This window comes from Pseudoalteromonas luteoviolacea, assembly GCF_001696455.1.
In the GTDB taxonomy this organism is placed as follows: Bacteria; Pseudomonadota; Gammaproteobacteria; order Enterobacterales; family Alteromonadaceae; genus Pseudoalteromonas; species Pseudoalteromonas luteoviolacea_C.
Map to the genome: position 1 here is coordinate 17,813 of NZ_MAUJ01000001.1, position 16,691 is coordinate 34,503.

The 16,691-nt window shown below is 41.8% G+C and carries 18 protein-coding genes; 16 read left to right on the plus strand and 2 right to left on the minus strand.

Annotation, left to right across the window (positions count from 1 at the left end):
- Positions 1-133 precede the first annotated feature (133 nt).
- The 9 genes from A7985_RS00090 to A7985_RS00130 all read left to right on the plus strand — a co-directional run bounded on the left by A7985_RS00090 (position 134) and on the right by A7985_RS00130 (position 8,533).
- Positions 134-1,174 (plus strand): Leu/Phe/Val dehydrogenase, encoded by a 1,041-nt coding sequence (locus A7985_RS00090; protein WP_065789975.1) that lies wholly within the window; start codon positions 134-136, stop codon positions 1,172-1,174.
- Between the two features lie 59 nt (positions 1,175-1,233).
- Positions 1,234-1,893 (plus strand): CatA-like O-acetyltransferase, encoded by a 660-nt coding sequence (locus A7985_RS00095; protein WP_065788427.1) that lies wholly within the window; start codon positions 1,234-1,236, stop codon positions 1,891-1,893.
- A gap of 385 nt (positions 1,894-2,278) precedes the next feature.
- On the plus strand, positions 2,279-3,049 hold the full coding sequence (locus A7985_RS00100; protein WP_065788428.1) for a DUF3450 domain-containing protein: 771 nt from the start codon (positions 2,279-2,281) through the stop codon (positions 3,047-3,049).
- Positions 3,050-3,055: 6 nt separating this feature from the next.
- Complete coding sequence (locus A7985_RS00105; RefSeq protein ID WP_065788429.1) at positions 3,056-4,420, plus strand: MotA/TolQ/ExbB proton channel family protein; 1,365 nt, start codon at positions 3,056-3,058, stop codon at positions 4,418-4,420.
- Positions 4,420-4,944, plus strand: a complete 525-nt coding sequence (locus A7985_RS00110) for a MotA/TolQ/ExbB proton channel family protein (protein WP_023402251.1) — start codon at positions 4,420-4,422, stop codon at positions 4,942-4,944. The genes A7985_RS00105 and A7985_RS00110 overlap by 1 nt, the downstream gene beginning before the upstream one ends.
- A 14-nt stretch (positions 4,945-4,958) precedes the next feature.
- On the plus strand, positions 4,959-5,363 hold the full coding sequence (locus tag A7985_RS00115) for an ExbD/TolR family protein (protein WP_023402250.1): 405 nt from the start codon (positions 4,959-4,961) through the stop codon (positions 5,361-5,363).
- Positions 5,363-5,977, plus strand: coding sequence for an energy transducer TonB (locus tag A7985_RS00120; RefSeq protein WP_065788430.1), 615 nt, complete (start codon positions 5,363-5,365; stop codon positions 5,975-5,977). Before A7985_RS00115 ends, A7985_RS00120 begins: the two co-directional genes overlap by 1 nt.
- Positions 5,978-5,987: 10 nt before the next feature.
- Complete coding sequence (locus A7985_RS00125; protein WP_065788431.1) at positions 5,988-7,250, plus strand: hypothetical protein; 1,263 nt, start codon at positions 5,988-5,990, stop codon at positions 7,248-7,250.
- Between the two features lie 239 nt (positions 7,251-7,489).
- Positions 7,490-8,533 carry a hypothetical protein gene (locus tag A7985_RS00130; protein ID WP_081310369.1) on the plus strand — a complete coding sequence of 348 codons (1,044 nt, stop codon included), beginning with the start codon at positions 7,490-7,492 and terminating at the stop codon, positions 8,531-8,533.
- Here A7985_RS00130 and A7985_RS00135 read toward each other — a convergent pair.
- Complete coding sequence (locus A7985_RS00135) at positions 8,523-8,873, minus strand: TraR/DksA family transcriptional regulator (protein ID WP_065788432.1); 351 nt, start codon at positions 8,871-8,873, stop codon at positions 8,523-8,525. The two genes, A7985_RS00130 and A7985_RS00135, sit on opposite strands and share 11 nt — an antisense overlap.
- Before the next feature lie 42 nt (positions 8,874-8,915).
- Complete coding sequence (locus A7985_RS00140) at positions 8,916-9,896, minus strand: tRNA-dihydrouridine synthase (RefSeq protein WP_065788433.1); 981 nt, start codon at positions 9,894-9,896, stop codon at positions 8,916-8,918.
- 196 nt (positions 9,897-10,092) lie between these two features.
- Here A7985_RS00140 and A7985_RS00145 point away from each other — a divergent pair, with 196 nt between their 5' ends.
- From A7985_RS00145 to A7985_RS00175, 7 genes are all read left to right on the plus strand, one after another.
- A complete protein-coding gene (locus tag A7985_RS00145; protein WP_065788434.1) occupies positions 10,093-10,509 on the plus strand; it encodes an HvfA family oxazolone/thioamide-modified RiPP metallophore in 417 nt (138 codons plus the stop codon).
- A gap of 58 nt (positions 10,510-10,567) precedes the next feature.
- Positions 10,568-11,407, plus strand: coding sequence for an HvfB family MNIO-type RiPP peptide maturase (locus A7985_RS00150; RefSeq protein WP_065788435.1), 840 nt, complete (start codon positions 10,568-10,570; stop codon positions 11,405-11,407).
- Positions 11,407-12,177, plus strand: coding sequence for an HvfC family RiPP maturation protein (locus A7985_RS00155; RefSeq protein ID WP_065788436.1), 771 nt, complete (start codon positions 11,407-11,409; stop codon positions 12,175-12,177). The genes A7985_RS00150 and A7985_RS00155 overlap by 1 nt, the downstream gene beginning before the upstream one ends.
- Before the next feature lie 385 nt (positions 12,178-12,562).
- Positions 12,563-13,108, plus strand: a complete 546-nt coding sequence (gene apt, locus A7985_RS00160; RefSeq protein ID WP_065788437.1) for an adenine phosphoribosyltransferase — start codon at positions 12,563-12,565, stop codon at positions 13,106-13,108.
- 5 nt (positions 13,109-13,113) lie between these two features.
- Entirely contained in the window at positions 13,114-15,561 is a 2,448-nt protein-coding gene (gene dnaX, locus A7985_RS00165; RefSeq protein WP_065788438.1) for a DNA polymerase III subunit gamma/tau, read from the plus strand.
- 59 nt (positions 15,562-15,620) lie between these two features.
- Complete coding sequence (locus A7985_RS00170; RefSeq protein WP_010368987.1) at positions 15,621-15,947, plus strand: YbaB/EbfC family nucleoid-associated protein; 327 nt, start codon at positions 15,621-15,623, stop codon at positions 15,945-15,947.
- Between the two features lie 73 nt (positions 15,948-16,020).
- Complete coding sequence (locus tag A7985_RS00175; RefSeq protein ID WP_065788439.1) at positions 16,021-16,578, plus strand: rhomboid family intramembrane serine protease; 558 nt, start codon at positions 16,021-16,023, stop codon at positions 16,576-16,578.
- Positions 16,579-16,691 lie beyond the last annotated feature (113 nt).

The window sequence follows — 16,691 nt, forward strand, 5'->3', positions numbered from 1 at the left end:
TTGTATATGCGTGTTGGTGATGCAATGAGCTTAGATCATCTCATTTGCTGGATTGACTAAGGGGTTAATGATAGAGTCAGGCCAATTTCAGCGCTATCTGACACGTTCAGACAATAATCGGAGAATAATCAAAGTGGCTGTATTTAACCAAGTTGAATTTGATAACCATGAACAAGTTGTATTTTGCTCAGATGAAAAGTCGGGCTTAAAGGCTATTATTGCTGTTCACAGTACTAAGCTGGGCCCAGCAGTAGGTGGGTGTCGTTTATGGGATTATGCAGAAGATCAAGACGCGGTATATGATGTGTTACGTCTTTCTAAAGGCATGACTTACAAAAATGCAGTAGCACGTTTACCATTTGGTGGCGGTAAATCAGTGATCATTGGTGATGCGAAAAGCATTAAATCTGAAGAGCTTTTTAGAGCGTTTGGTCGACATCTTGAGCGATTAGGCGGTAGCTACTATTCAGCAGAAGACGTGAATATCACAACAGGTGATGTCATGATGATGCACAAAGAGACAGACTATGTTTTAGGTCTTGAGGGCAAAAGCGGTAACCCATCTCCATTTACGGCACTAGGGACATTCCTTGGTATTAAAGCTGCTTACCAGCACAAGTTTGGACATCAAGATTTGGCCGGTGTAAAAGTAGCAGTGCAAGGTCTTGGTGCTGTGGCGTATGGCCTTTGTAAATATTTACATGAAGCTGGTGCGAAGTTATTTGTTACTGATATTAACCAAGCATCGATTGATAGAGTGGTTACCGACTTTGGTGCCGTTGCGGTTGATATTGATGAAATCTATGACCTTGATGTAGATGTGTATGCACCGTGTGCGCTTGGTGCGACTGTTAATGATGAAACGATTCCACGCATCAAGGCGACTATCATTGCTGGTTGTGCAAATAACCAACTTGCAGAACCTCGCCATGGCGATGTATTGCGCGAAAAAGGTGTACTTTACGCACCTGATTATGTGATCAATGCTGGTGGTATCATTAATGTTTATTATGAGACTAAACCTGAAGGTTATAACGAAGCGCAGGCAACAAAGCATGTTGAAGGTATTTTTGACACGCTGGCAGAGATTTTCAAGCGTTCTGATGAAGAGAAGAAATCAACGCATATTATTGCAGATGAATTAGCGCAAGAAATCATTGAGAACGGATTATAATCCTTCCTTGAAAAAGCTATACTGAAGGGCGAGTTCGCCCTTTTTTTATAGTTGTTAAAATGAAAAAAATCGTTTTAAGTTCTTGGGCTCGTAAAGAGCACTTTGAGTTTTATCAAGACTTTGCAGATCCAAACTTCAATATCACTACCAATCTCAATACTGATTCTCTATATATTAAAGCTTCACAAGCTGATCTGTCCTTCACTTACTGCTATCTTTATTGTTTATCTAGGGCGATCCAGCAATGTGAGTTTATGCGTTACCGTATCGTAGATAATGGCCCTGTAGAAGCTGAGAAGGTGACGATTAGTAGTACTTTTCTGAGAGAAGATAAAACTTTTAGATTTATCACGCTAAGCGAAAGCAATAACGTGCATGAATTCATTCGACAATCAGAAAAAAATAAAGAAGTAGGACTATCTCAGCCTTTATTAGGTGAAATGTTTTTGTCGAATTGCGACTCGGTTGAGCAAGTGTATGTATCAATTTTACCTTGGTTTCAATTTAGTAGTTTTAAACATGCAAGGCATAGTGAAGACAATTTAGGGATACCAAAAATAATTTTTGGTAAATTAAATGAAGATAAAAATAGTTTGCCTGTATCGATAGAGGTACATCATGGTTTGGTTGATGGCTACCATTTATCGCTGTTTTTGGATGAATTTCAGCGTCAAATCATTGCGTTATGTGATTATTTAGAACGGGAAAAAAACTTTTAGGGACAATAATATTGTGTTATATGCAATTTTTTTCAATAGAATTTTGGCTCTAACAGTTTGAAAATTATAGCCTAATTAAAGAATTTAAGACTCGGTTAACTTAATCTTTGGCTATTTTTTAACTGTAATAAATTGTTAATTAAGTTGCTTTGTGTATGAAAAGTAAGTGATTTAAGTTTTTTTAGGTTGTTTTGTTGTTAATGTGATGTTTTATTTCATTTTATTCTAAAAGCGATTACAAAATTAGTTTTAAACATGAAGTTGACATGGGCAGATGCATTTAGCATTATTGCACGGTTGATACTTCTAAAAAGGTATCCGGGGTACTCTTCTCAAGTAGAGTGCAAAAATTATAAAAGTAACATTACTTAATTGGTTGGGAACTATGTCTGTTAAAATCAGAAAGAGTCTTGTAGCTTCAGCGTTATTTGGCGCAGCGGCATTTGCAAGCAGCAATGTGATGGCAGATCCTTTGAATGACATACAAAAAGTAGGTCAGCAAACTCAAAAGGCTGCTCAAAAGTCTCAAGAAAAAGTTGATAATATTTACGGTCAGTCAATCGAAATGATTGCAGAATACCGCACTACTGTCGATGAAACAGAACTTTTAAAAGTTTACAACGACCACGTTGCACGTTTGGTAGCGGACCAAAATGCAAACATTGAGTCTCTAGAGCGTCAAATCGCGACAGTTGATAAAACTAAGCAAGACGTTGTGCCTTTGATGTATCGCATGATTGATACACTCGAGCAATTCATCAAAGCGGACGTCCCGTTCGATACTGACAAGCGTTTAGAGCGCGTAGAAAGACTACGTGAAACTCTTTCAAACGCAAAAGTAACTACTTCAGAGAAGTACCGCCAGGTACTAGAAGCTTACACTGTTGAAACTGCATACGGTACAGCAATGACAGCTTCTCAAGGTTCTCTTGAAATTAACGGTAAAAACATCAACGTTGACTTCGCTCGTCTAGGTCGTATCGCATATGTTGCTCAATCATTCGATCAAAAGAATGCATGGGTTTGGGACAACAATGCTAAGCAGTGGCAATCTCTAGGTGAAGAATACCTTAAGCCTATCAAAGACATGATCCGTATTGCACGTGGTCAGGCTGCCCCAGAACTAGTTAAACTTCCTATTTTCGGCGCGGAGTAATAAAACATGAAGAAACTATTTAAAGGTTTTGCAGTTGCTGCAGCATTAACAGTTTCTGCTGGTGCCGCGTTGAATGCACATGCAAACACGGAAGCACTAGACAAGATCCTTGAGCAAGTTAAACAGAATCGTATTTCTGAAGGTAAAATTAACAAAGCTCGTGAGCAAGAGTTCTTGTCTGAGCGTGCTGACAAGCAAGCACTACTAAACAAAGCAAAGCGTGACCTAGCTGCTGAAAAAGCACGTGGTGAGCGTCTTAACAAAGAATTCAAGCAAAACGAAATCACACTTGCTGATAAAGAGACTGAGCTAGTAAATGCACAGGGTACTCTTGGTGAGATGTTTGGTGTTGTACGTCGTTCATCAGCTGATGCAATCGGTTCAATCGAAGCGTCAATCGTAAGTGCTGAAAAGCCAGGACGTGCTGAAGTTCTTCGTTCACTAGCAGCAGCTAAAGAGCTACCAACTACTCGTGAACTTGAAGAGCTTTGGATTGCATTCCAAACTGAAATGACTGAATCAGCTAAGACTTCTACTTTCGAAGCTGAAGTAGCTGAGCTAAGCGGTGACATCAATGTTAAGCAAGTTACTCGTATTGGTAACTTCAACCTTGTAACTAAAGACGGTTACGTTGTATACGATGCAGAGAACAAATCAATTGTTCCGCTAGGTAAGCAACCTGCTTCAAACGTTGTTGCAACAGTTTCTGACCTGCTTAACACGTCTGCAAGCAGCTACGTTCCTTTCGTAGTAGATCCAACTCGTGGCGCTATCCTTCGTCTAAACACGCAAAAAGCAAGTGTTGAAGAGCGTTGGCACCAAGGTGACACGGTTGGTTACATCATCACTGCATTGTTAGCGCTAGGTGCACTAATCGCATTAGTACGTTTCCTAGATCTAATGGTAGTTGGTGCTAAGATCAAGTCACAAATCAAGAACGCTAATAACCCAAGTGATAACAACCCACTTGGCCGTATCTTGAAAGTGTACCACGATAACAAGAACCAAGACGTTGAGAACCTTGAGCTTAAACTTGACGAAGCAATTCTACGTGAAACGCCTCGCATTGAAGCAGGTATCAACATCATCAAGATCCTTGCAGCTATCGCTCCGTTACTAGGTCTACTAGGTACGGTTGTAGGTATGATCTTGACGTTCGAATCAATCACTCTATTCGGTACTGGTGATCCGAAGATCATGGCAGGTAACATCTCTCTAGCACTTGTTACAACAGCTCTTGGTCTAATTGCTGCGCTACCACTAATCCTACTTCACGCTATTGTTGCTGGTCGTAGTAAATCAATCCTACATATTCTTGACGAGCAAAGCGCGGGTATCGTTGCTGCGCACGCGGAGAAGGAGAAAGCATAATGCTAGTCCTGGTGGAGACGTGGGAATCTATCAGGGATTTTGTTGCTACAGGCGGCGACGTACTATTCGTTGTCGCAATGGCACTCTTTCTTATGTGGGTATTAATGATTGAGCGCTATTGGTTCCTATTAGTTGAATTCCCTAGAATGCATAAGGGGATTGTAGCTAAATGGGATGCCCGCCAAGATACTACATCTTGGTACGCACACAGAATCCGTGAAGCATGGGTTTCTGAAGCGTCTGAAAAATTAGATGAGCGTATGTTGATTATCAAAACATTGGTTGCAATGTGTCCATTAATCGGTCTACTAGGTACAGTGACAGGTATGATTTCAGTATTCGAAACCATGGCTACTCAAGGTACTGGTAACCCGCGTTTGATGGCATCAGGCATTTCAATGGCGACGATACCAACAATGGCTGGAATGGTTGCGGCACTATCTGGTGTATTCTTTAGCACTCGCCTTGAAGCGAGAGCAAAAATGGCTAAAGAAAAACTAATCGATAGCTTGCCACATCACTAGAGAGAGATATAAATATGGCACGTAAACAGCGTTTTCGTGAAGAAGAAGAAGCAGCAGTAGATATGACACCGATGCTTGACATCGTATTCATCATGTTGATCTTCTTCATCGTAACTACCTCTTTTGTTAAAGAGGCAGGCATTGAAGTTAAAAAGCCAAAAGCTGCACAGGCTCAAACTAAGAAAAATGCGAACATCTTTATCGCTATCCGTGAAAACGGTGAGATTTGGATGGATAAGCGTCAAGTAGATGTTGAGCGTGTAAGCGCGAACCTTGAAAACCTATTGGCTGAACAACAAACTGAGACAGTAATTATCCAAGCGGATAAAGGTGCTAAGCACGGTGTTGTTGTGAAGGTAATGGACCAAATCAAGGCAACTGATGACGGTCTGAAGATTTCAATAGCTGGAGCTAAGTAATGATTCGTTTTCTGTTTTCACTTCTTGCAGGTGGGGCAGTAACTTTCGGCTTGTTCTTCTTTATGTCTTACCTAATCTCCGGTGGAGCTGATAGGGCAGACGACCAAAAGGAAGAGATCATAGTCGAGATTATGTCGAATCCACCTGAATCAGACGTGCAGGAGAGGAAGCGTGTACCGCCTCCACCTCCTCCACCGCCAAAGCAGCCGCCTAAGCCGCAGCCGCCACAGCCAGAGACATCAAATCCTGCTGCAGGGGCGATTGGCTTCAATATGCCTAGCATCAATATTGGTGGTACGGCAGGTGGCCTAAGTGGCCCGGGTGATTTCGGTCGTGATGGTGAAGCAACACCGATCGTTCGTATTGAACCTAAATACCCACCGCAAGCAGCGCGTGATGGTAAAGAAGGCTGGGTACAGCTTGAATTTACAATCAATGAGCTAGGTGGTGTAGAAGATATTAAAGTAATCGCAGCTGAACCGAAGCGTATTTTCAACCGTGAAGCGCAAAGAGCACTTCGTAAGTGGAAATACAGACCAAAAATTGTTGACGGCAAGCCTGAAAAACAATTTGGTATTCAAGTTCAACTTGATTTCAAACTTAACCAAGACTAAGGAGTAAGATATGAAGCAAATGTCAAAAGCAACAGCTCTTGCTCTGATGATGTCCTTAGCTGGCGGTGCACTAAGCACCGCTGCAGTTGCGGCTCCAGATCCTGCAAAGATTGAAGAGCGTAAAAAAGCTAAGACTAAAGTCATGGGTGAGCGCGTTGGTAAAAAGGTTATCAAAGCATTTGACCTTTACAACGAAGATAAAGTAGACGAAGCAATTGCTATACTACTTGAAATCGACGCTTCAGATGAGTTTGATAAAGCAACGGTTAATCGCTACTTAGGTAACCTGTATGCTCAAAAAGAAGAGTATAAAACGGCTATCAAGTACATTCGTCAAGCGATTGCACCTGATGTACTAAACTTCAAAGATCAAGCCGATCTAATGAAGTTGCTAGGTGACCTATTAGTAGGTACTGAGCAGTACGAAGGCGCAAAGAAGGCTTATTACGACTGGATGGACTTTACGGGTGAAGAAGACTCAAAAGTTTACGGTCGAATCGCACAAGCTAACTACGAACTTAAGAAGTTTGCTGATGTGATTAAGCCAGCTGACCAAGCTATTGCTTTAAATAAAGAAGAGCCTAACAAGTCATTCTACATGCTTAAAATTGGTTCATACTTTGAACTTAAGCAATTCAAGAATGCAGTTAGTGTTGCTGAGGAACTTGTGAAGATCTTCCCTGAAGACAAGCAAGTTTGGACTCAACTTGGTTCTTTCTACATGCAAACAGAGCAGTACCGTAAAGGTCAAACTGTGATGGAGATTGCATATAAGAAAGGCTACTTTGAGAAAGAGAACCACTACAAGATTCTTGGTAGTTACTACTCTTTGAATGAAATTCCTTACAAAGCGGCTGTGACGTTTGAAAAGGCAATCAAAGATAAAAACATTGAGCGCAATAAGCAAAATGTGACTGCGACGGCAAGTTACTTCCACCAAGCGAAGAACATTGACAAAGCAGCTCAGTACTACGAAGAAGCAGCTAAATTTGATGATGACGCAGAACTATATAGAAAGTCTGGTAGCTTGTTGCTACAAGACCTACAATATGCGGCTGCAGTTGTTCGTTTAAATAAAGCGCTTGAGCTTGGTTCTAAGAAAAAGGGTACAATCTACTCTGACTTGGCAGAAGCTTATCTTTATCAAGAAAAGTACAAGCAGGCATACCGTGCGATTATTAAGGCTCAAGAAGATCCTAAAACACGCAAATTTGCTCGCAGCTGGGCTTCTTTCATCAAAGAGAAAGCACAGCGTAAAGGCATCAGCCTTTAATTGAAAAAGCCCCATCAGGGGCTTTTTTATTTCCATTGACCCGCCCTAGACAAAATAGGCTACCACGTTCATTAACGCGTTTTAATTCACCGAATCAAATATTGATTTAAAACACGACTTCTTATTTTAGATTGCGTAAACTGTTTAATTCCATTGAACTGCCAATCTATTGCGTTCATTTCACACGGCTACCATATGTCAACAGTTGCCGATATACACTGTAACCCATTGGGAATTTTATGCTTAAGATAAGTACGCTGCTCTTTACTTTTTCTGGCTTTCTCCTAATAAGTGCTTGCTCAGAGCCCCATCAATCGCTCACTTATGAAGAGTTTTTTAAATCTTCCAAAGCATTAAATTGGTTTGCTATTTCTGGTAATACACATGCTGATGATGGGGGTGTTGCAAAATTTAAAGCGATGCCATTTGATGAGGGCTATTTAAAATCTCGTCATAGGCTGCTTCACTCCGTAGATATGGCTGTCCTTTCTGAAGAACATAGAAACTCAATTAACTATCTGAAAATTCAGGAGCGATATCCAGAGCGATTTTTTGCATGGTCACCTCATTTAGACGTACTTGCACGTGCAGACCGAGTTGTTTCCCAAGACAGTTTAAACAGCTGGTTAATGCTGGTCTTAGCGCGTTTGAGAGAAGGCTATGAAAGTAAGGTTATCTTGTCCCGGCTTGAGCGTGCGCAACTATTAAAGTACTTAACGCAATCAGATTATGACAGTAAGGAGAAACAAGCTCTTGTACAGTATTTGTCAGAGTATAAGGTTCGTTCGGGGATTGGCCTGTATCAGTTGCCAAACGGCAAAGAGTGGTACCAAAGTAAGCTTAATTTTTATTCCGGTCAGACGCATGATCCACATGAGCTCGCAGCGTTTTTAAGCGCCAAAACAGACGCTGTAGATGAACCTGTTGAGAGCAATATAAATAATATTGGGCTGCGCTTACCCGCTATATTGCAGATAACGTCCAGCTACTGTGAAGCCAAATCTGGTTTAAACTGGCGAGATAGCTACGTGGATGTGGAGCACACTCTGGCCAATTGTTATCAATATATTCCTTTGTCAGATTTAAAGGTGTTGACGGTTTTAGCTGAAGTGGATTTAGGTATTCATTTGTATGCGTGGTCTCAAAGACAAGCAATGCACAGACTTCAATCCCGGTTAGCCCTGAATGACGCTCTAGCCCATGCATTGTTAAATAATATCGCTTTTCATCCAGCTACTAATATGGCGATACTGCCATATATTAAAGCCTCATCTAAGCTTTAGATTGGCAGCTCTTACACCTCTGTGTCGTGGGGTCTTGGTTTAGCAGCTCCACTTCTATTTCTTTTTCGCAATCACAGCAAAACCCAAATTGCCCTATATCAATTTGGCACATTGCTGCTTCAATTTGAATGAGTCTCATATAATTGGGGAATTGATTTGGGCAAATTTTTTCATCAATACTATCAATCCAATCCGCGGGTGATATCTGTTGGAGCATTTCCGCGAGCTCAGATGTAATTGGGTTACTGGTTGTTTTTAACTCTTCAATGAAGCTTGCTCGTGTTAGAGCAAGTTCATTTGCGAGTTTTACTTGGCATTGGCTTAGTAGATTATCATTCATGGGCAGGTTCTCCTCTGAATGACCATTATCTATTGCGGCGAGTTAGATGTTATGATTTGAATCAAGTGACGGGGACTTTGCGTATTTCTCTAAGACATCCACGACATCAGACTTTGCTTTTAAACGTTTTATTTCATCGAATAAACCATGCGCCTCCGGGTATTGAAGTTTTAAATATCCGAGCCACTGCTTTGTACGAGATGAAAAATACTTTTCGCTGACATTCTCGTCTTGGTGCATGGATGAATGCACAATATGATAGACCACTTCTTGCCATGTTAATGCGGTATAATTTGTGCCTTGCATATGTGCTTTTATTTTTGCTGCAAGGTCAGGCGTCGCCAAAGCTCCTCTGCCTAGCATCAAGTCTTGGCATTGACTTTGTTGCTGGCAACGAACCGCATCTTCGACCTGCCAAATTTCGCCATTAGCAACAACTGGGATGGATAACCGTGAAAGTAGCGGCGGGATTTTTTCCCAGTAGGCTGGGGGCTTGTAACCGTCGCGCTTGGTTCTGGCGTGAATAGCCAAACTGGAAGCCCCGGCACTTTGCACTGCGTCAACAATTTCAGTGCTATTTGCATCGTCGTCAAAACCGAGCCTAATTTTTGCACTCACCACGTGCTCTTCGGGAACTGCGTCTCGTACAGATTTGATGATTTGATAGATTTGCTCTGGCTCTTTAAGTAAAACCGCGCCACCTTTGCTCTTATTGACCGTTTTTGCCGGGCAGCCGAAATTAAGGTCGACCCCATGTGAACCTAGTTTAACAGCCTTTCTCGCATTGGCAGCAAGTACATGAGGGACTTGACCGAGTAGTTGGATACGAACAGGGGTACCTGAACGTGTATAACCACCATTTAATAGTTCTGGACAATAACGCATGAACACTCGTCTAGGTAGCGTTAAATCAACGACTCGTATGAATTCTGTAACGCAGAGGTCGAACCCGCCCAGATCAGATAGCAATTCTCGCATTTTAAAATCGACTACGCCCTCCATCGGGGCCAATATAAGTTTCATGAGCACTGCACCAATTGAAAATTCGCGCTATTCTATATGAGAAGGAGACAATTATTAATATAAATCTTGCCTGTACTTCTAAAGAAATAGCCGATATTGAAACACTCGATACTCAAAAATTAAAAAACTTTGAAATTAGTTTTAAGGAAATAGGGTCTATTAAACGAACCCGAATTAAAGATTGAGAGATAACACTATGAACACAGTAAAGAAAAACTCATTAGCTTTGACATTAAGCGCTGCGGTAGCGAGCACAGCGGCACTGGCGTCTGCAGAAGCCTCTGCTAACCCATTCTCTTATGAAGTGATGACTGCCGGATATCAACTTGATGCCAGCGAAGGTAAGTGTGGTGAAGGTAAATGTGGCGGCGCAAAGAGCAAAGAAGGTAAATGCGGCGAAGGCAAATGTGGTGGTGCAAAAAGCAAGTCTGAAGGTAAATGCGGCGAAGGTAAATGTGGCGGCGCGAAGAGCAAAGAAGGCAAATGCGGCGAAGGTAAATGTGGTGGCGCAAAAAGCAAGTCTGAAGGTAAGTGCGGCGAAGGCAAATGTGGTGGCGCAAAAAGCAAGTCTGAAGGCAAATGCGGCGAAGGCAAGTGTGGCGGTAGCCACTAATTAGCCACCGGTTGAGTTTTACCATAATTAGTTAGGTGTTTTGGCTGTGGGAGTGTTGATGAACAAAGCGATGGGTAACGTTGGTTTAGGTTTACGAAGAGAAATGCTAGGTGAGGTTCTTTCTTCACCATCTAGCCAAGTTGACTTTTATGAAGTAGCGCCAGAAAACTGGATGAATTTGGGTGGCAAGTTTGGTAATCAGTTTTCTCGGCTAACAGAGCAACATAACTTTGTATGTCATGGCTTATCACTATCGCTTGGTGCGACAACACCTCTAGATGCTGAATTTCTCAAGGCGCTTAAACAATTTTTTGAGCGCCATCAAATTCAGTGTTACAGCGAGCACCTGAGCTATTGTTCGGGCGACGGTCATATGTATGACCTGATGCCAATTCCTTTCACAGAGGAGGCTGTAAAACACACCGCGAGTCGAATTCGTGAGGTACAAGCACACTTGGAAAGAAAAATTGCCGTTGAAAATGTGTCTTATTATGCGGCGCCGGGTCAGGAAATGTCTGAATTGGAATTTACATTAGCAGTTATACAGGAAGCTGATTGTGATTTGCTGCTGGATGTAAATAATATCTATGTAAATTCAATTAACCATGGTTACGACGCAGAAGCCTTTTTGGCTGCGATGCCTACTGAGCGCATAGCTTATGGCCATATTGCGGGTCACTATGAGGAAGACAAGGATTTGCTTATAGACACTCATGGCGCGGACGTATGTGATCCTGTGTGGAAATTACTCACAAAAGCCTATGAGTATCACGGTATCTTTCCAACTTTGTTAGAGCGAGACTTTAATATTCCCCCAATGGAAATTTTACTCGACGAAGTTGGCCAAATTCATTCAGCACAAAGCGCATATCGTCAGCAGCAAAGGGGGATTGCCTAATGTCTTTTGCACAAGTGCAAGCTAACTTTGTTGCACATATCAAAGATCCTGACAATGTACCTAGCCCAACAGGTATTGAAGACAGGAGAATGAAAATTTATCGGGAATTGTTTTTTAATAATATTGAGAACTTTGTCGCATCTGCATTTCCCGTGCTTAAAAGTTTATATTTACCAGAAGATTGGCAGAAACTGGTTCGCCAGTTTTTTATCGAGCATGATTGTAAGAGCCCATACTTTCTTGAGATAAGCCAAGAATTTCTTAGTTACCTTGAGCTAAGCTATACAAAAAAAACGCATGATCCAAGCTTCATGTATGAGCTTGCACATTATGAATGGGTTGAATTGGATGTTTCTATTTGTGAACGCAGTGAAAGTGAAAGCACGAGACAGTCTCCATTAGCGCTCGATACAGCGTTGTTTTTGTCGTCGACTGCCAGATGTGTTCACTATGACTATCCAGTTCATCAGATAAAGCCTGATTTCCAGCCTACCAACCCCGATGGCGGGCCTTATTGTTTCATTGTGTATCGAGACTTTGATGAAGAAACACAGTTTATCTCGGTAAATCCATTGACGACAATGCTACTTGACGCGATTACGCAAACGCCTGGTATTTGCATCACTGAGTTAAGCCATAGTATCTCAGAACAAATTCCACAGTTTACCGCTGAGCAGTTAGCAATAGGCGCACAACAAACACTTCAGCAATTTGTTGAACTTGGCATAATTGTAGAGAAAACCCCCAACAGCACTTTATCTACAATTTAACTTCCACTAAAATTGACCGCACATGTCGTGCTATAGCCTTCTATTCTTTTAACGGGTACAAGGTTCAATTTCAGGGGACTACTATGTCAGATAGTGATTACAAAGATCCATTTAATGCAAAGTACTTTTTTGCATTTTTAGCTTGTTTTGTCGTGATTGGTTGCTTAAATGCTATTTTAGGATGGCTTACTTTAGGTGCGTAATACACGCTTATTGGCTTTTCAATATGGACTTCCAGTGTAGATGGGTCACAAACTAAACAAGCTTGGCCCATTAATTGATTTAAGTTTGGTTTTTTCCTCGAAAATCACTCAATCTCGTTTCAACTCGATCCATTCTTGTTATAATCATCTTCTTTCGACTTAAAATCTAATAACGAACCATTATGACACAAGAAAATACTTCTTTGATCAAAGAGAGCATTGCAACAGTCCCTAATTACCCTAAAGAAGGGATCATGTTTAGAGACGTTACGACGTTGCTTGCCAACCCTGCCGCTTTTAAAGCAACACTAAAAGCATTTATCGATGCGTATAAAGATCAAGGCTTCGATAAAATTATCGGTACGGAATCTCGAGGTTTTATTTTCGGTGCCCCGTTAGCGTTAGAACTTGGCATTCCATTTATCCCTGTTCGTAAACCAGGCAAGTTACCACGTGAAGTTGTCAGCCAGTCTTATCAACTTGAATACGGCGAAGATACGCTTGAGCTTCATAAAGATGCAATAGAACAAGGCGACAAAGTTTTATTAGTGGATGATTTACTCGCAACTGGCGGAACGATTGAAGCGACAGCGAAGCTAGTTGAACGCTTGGGCGGTAAAGCTACGGATGCTGCTTTTGTTATTTCATTGCCAGAGCTAGGTGGTGAACAAAGAGTTGCAGCGCTTGGCTTGAATATCCTTAAATTAGTAGAGTTTGACGGCGAGTAGTACCAATGAGCTATCAGGTCTTAGCAAGAAAGTGGCGACCGCAATCATTTCACGAGATGATGGGTCAAGAGCATGTAAAGCAAGCTTTAATCAATGCGCTTAATGAACAGCGTTTACACCATGCATATTTGTTTACTGGTACTCGCGGCGTCGGCAAGACCACTATTGCTAGGATCTTTGCAAAAAGTTTAAACTGTGAGCAAGGTATATCTTCCACGCCCTGTGGTCAATGTGGTACATGTGAAGAGATAGAGTCAGGCAAGTTCATTGACTTAATCGAAATAGATGCTGCATCACGAACCAAAGTGGAAGACACTCGAGAGATACTGGACAATGTGCAATATGCGCCAACCCGAGGTAGATATAAGGTATACCTAATCGATGAGGTGCACATGCTCTCTAAACACAGTTTCAATGCCTTGCTCAAAACGCTCGAAGAACCGCCTGAACATGTTAAATTTCTGCTGGCAACGACGGATCCTCAAAAATTACCAATCACAATTCTATCGCGTTGCTTACAGTTTAATTTAAATGCCATGGCAAAAGGTCAAATCGTTGAGCAGCTTGCCAAAATCTTACCCAGCGAAAACTTTCAGTTCGAGCAAGAGGCATTAGAGATTATTGCTAAGGCAGCAGATGGCAGTATGCGGGATGCACTGAGCTTAACTGACCAAGCTATCGCGCAGACCAACGGACAATTGAATGTTACTGCTGTGCAGCAGATGCTGGGATTAATGGACAGTGCGCATGCGATGTTGTTAATGAGTGCAATTCTTTGCCAGGACGGCTCTGCACTGATGTCAGAAATCGATAATATAGCGCTTAAAAATGGTAACTTTACCAGTGTTATTGATGATTTAATCTCGTTGATGCACATTATCCAGCTTACTCAATTAGTGCCGCAAGCAGCACATATGGGACAATTTGATAAGCAGCAAATAAAAATGCTCGCAGAGCAAGTTTCTCCGCAAACCGCGCAGTTTTACTATCAACTACTACTGACAGGTAAGAAGGATTTGAGTTGGGCACCAGATGCTAGACTTGGCTTTGAAATGGTTATGTTGCGCTTGCTCGCATTTGAAGGGACTGATTTGGTGCAACTCGCAACGACTGCGGTGAGTTCAAAAAGTGCACAAAATGCTAATCAATCTCGAGCGGGTGCATTACGAGATATATTAAATAGTAACCAAAATAAGGCGCAGGTTCAGACACATTCATCTCAGCAGCAGACGCCTTCAACTACGCCTATTGAGCAGCAAACCTCAAGCGAGCAACCACAATTAAGAACGGCTCAACATCACCAACTGCCAAATAGTGGCGACGTCTTATCGGATCGTCCCTCTATTGCCCCTCATTCTGAGCCGCCGCAGGTGACGCAACCACAACCACAGTCGCAACCAAATCTGCCACCACCAACGTCTGTGATTGACTCTCAAGACCAATTTCCTCCTATGGAGCAGCAGTTCAACGATGTAATGGCTCAAGCTACTGCACAAGGTTTTGATGAGCAAAATCAGTATCTACAAAACGATACTGCACCAGTTAATCAAGATATGGCAACTGAGCAACCTGTACAACAACCGTCGAATACGAAGCGGGATGCCCAAACGTTATATTCACAAAAACAAGGCGAGGCACAATCTGCAATTGCTAAAATATTACAGAATAGGCAGATTTCGGGTGCTGGAAAGCTTTTAGGGGGCAACGAAACGCCAAAAAAGCCTGAACAGGGGAGTGTGATACAACCAGCAAGTAAAGTTGCACAATCAAATGCGCTGCCCACCTCAAGCTCAGCCTCACAGCCAGTAGGGAGTTTTACTGAGACAAGTTCTAAACAGGTCAATGACCTTGGGTCCAATACAAACAGTGATTTAGAGTCGCGTCAGCCAATTCATAGACCTAAGCCCAAAAAGCCAGAGATCTCCGAGCGCTTTAAAAAGGATGAGAGCAAGCTTGCCCCAGAGCTGATTGAGCAGCTTACGCCTCAACAATCTCAATCTGATGAAGATGAACATAAAATTGAGATCCCAATTCCGGAGAACTTTGTAAGCCCGATAAGTGATATCAAATTTGCGCATCAAAAAGATGATTGGGCAAAACTGATTGAGGCGATGGAATTAAGTGGACGTGTCAGGCAGTTTGCATTACATGCAATGTACCAAAAGCAAGCTAGTACTTGCATATTGTCAACTGAATTAAGTCAACAACACCTTGATTCTCCTATGCTCAGAGAAAAGCTACAGGAATCTTTTTCCAAGGTGCTAAATGAGCCTATTGAATTGCAGTTAGAATTTATAGAACAAGTGAATTCTACTCCATTTTTAATTCAACAGGACATTGACCAACAACGTTATTTAGAGGCAGTAGACGCTGTTAATGCAGACCCTGTTATCCAAACGATGGTGGCAGAATTTGACGCGACGGTAAACGAAAAATCGGTAAAGGCATTGTAATTGGTTACAATAGCCCTTATCTTTTAGCCAATTAAATTATTGAAGTAAGAGAGCACACTATGTTTAAAGGTGGAATGGGCAATATCATGAAACAAGCTCAGCAAATGCAAGAGCGCATGGAAAAAGCCCAAGAAGAGATTAAAAGCCTAGAAGTTACAGGCGAAGCAGGTGCTGGCTTGGTTAAAGTCACAATGCTAGGCAGTCATAATGTTCGTCGTGTAGAAATTGATGAAAGTCTAATGGAAGACGATAAAGATATGATTGAAGACTTGCTTGCGGCAGCTGTCAATGACGCTGTACGTCGCGTAGGTGAAGAAACTCAAAAGCGTATGTCGGAAGTAACCGGCGGTATGCAAATGCCTCCAGGTTTTAAAATGCCGTTCTAGGACGAGCACAGTAAAAAGCCCGCTAATAGTAGCGGGCTTTTTCGTTTCTAATATCGAAGAATCATAGTTTTACATGAAAACGAATACCATTGTAACAAGTAACTTTCGACTTATTTTATATGCTGCGGCGGTCATGGTTTTGATGGTGCTACTGGACTTGGTTGGCGTACCAGTGAAGTCCTTTGGCATAATTCCACACAGCGAAATGCATCTAATTGGTATTTTAACCTCCCCATTTATACATAGTGGGTGGTCGCATTTGAGTGGAAACTTGATGGGTTTAGCAATTAGCGGCTATCTCATGAGCAAGCAGGCAGGCTTTAAAAGAGTGACACTGGGTATTACTTTAACTACAGGTCTTTGTGTATGGTTATTTGCAGGGAGCGGAAATCATATTGGCGCGTCTGGCGTGATCATGGGTTTCTACGGCTATTTGATCGGTGTCGCCTTGTTTAAGCGTAATCTAATTGGGATTGTCACCTTAGCCGTACTTGTTGTCTTAACTTATTACGCGAATATTAGCTTTTTTGCGACACTTTTAGACTTTTCTGAGCAAACAAGTAGTTCAGGGCATCTATTTGGTTTTGGCAGTGGATTAGGTTTATCTTATGTATTAAGGCATAAAAACTAGTTGCATAGATTGGAAAGGGTTGCAAGCTAGAACAAAATTGAGCCAATTGGACTTTGTGGTGACTTGATTTCTTTCAATCAAAGTTTTAATCACTTATTATCGCTTTTTAGCAC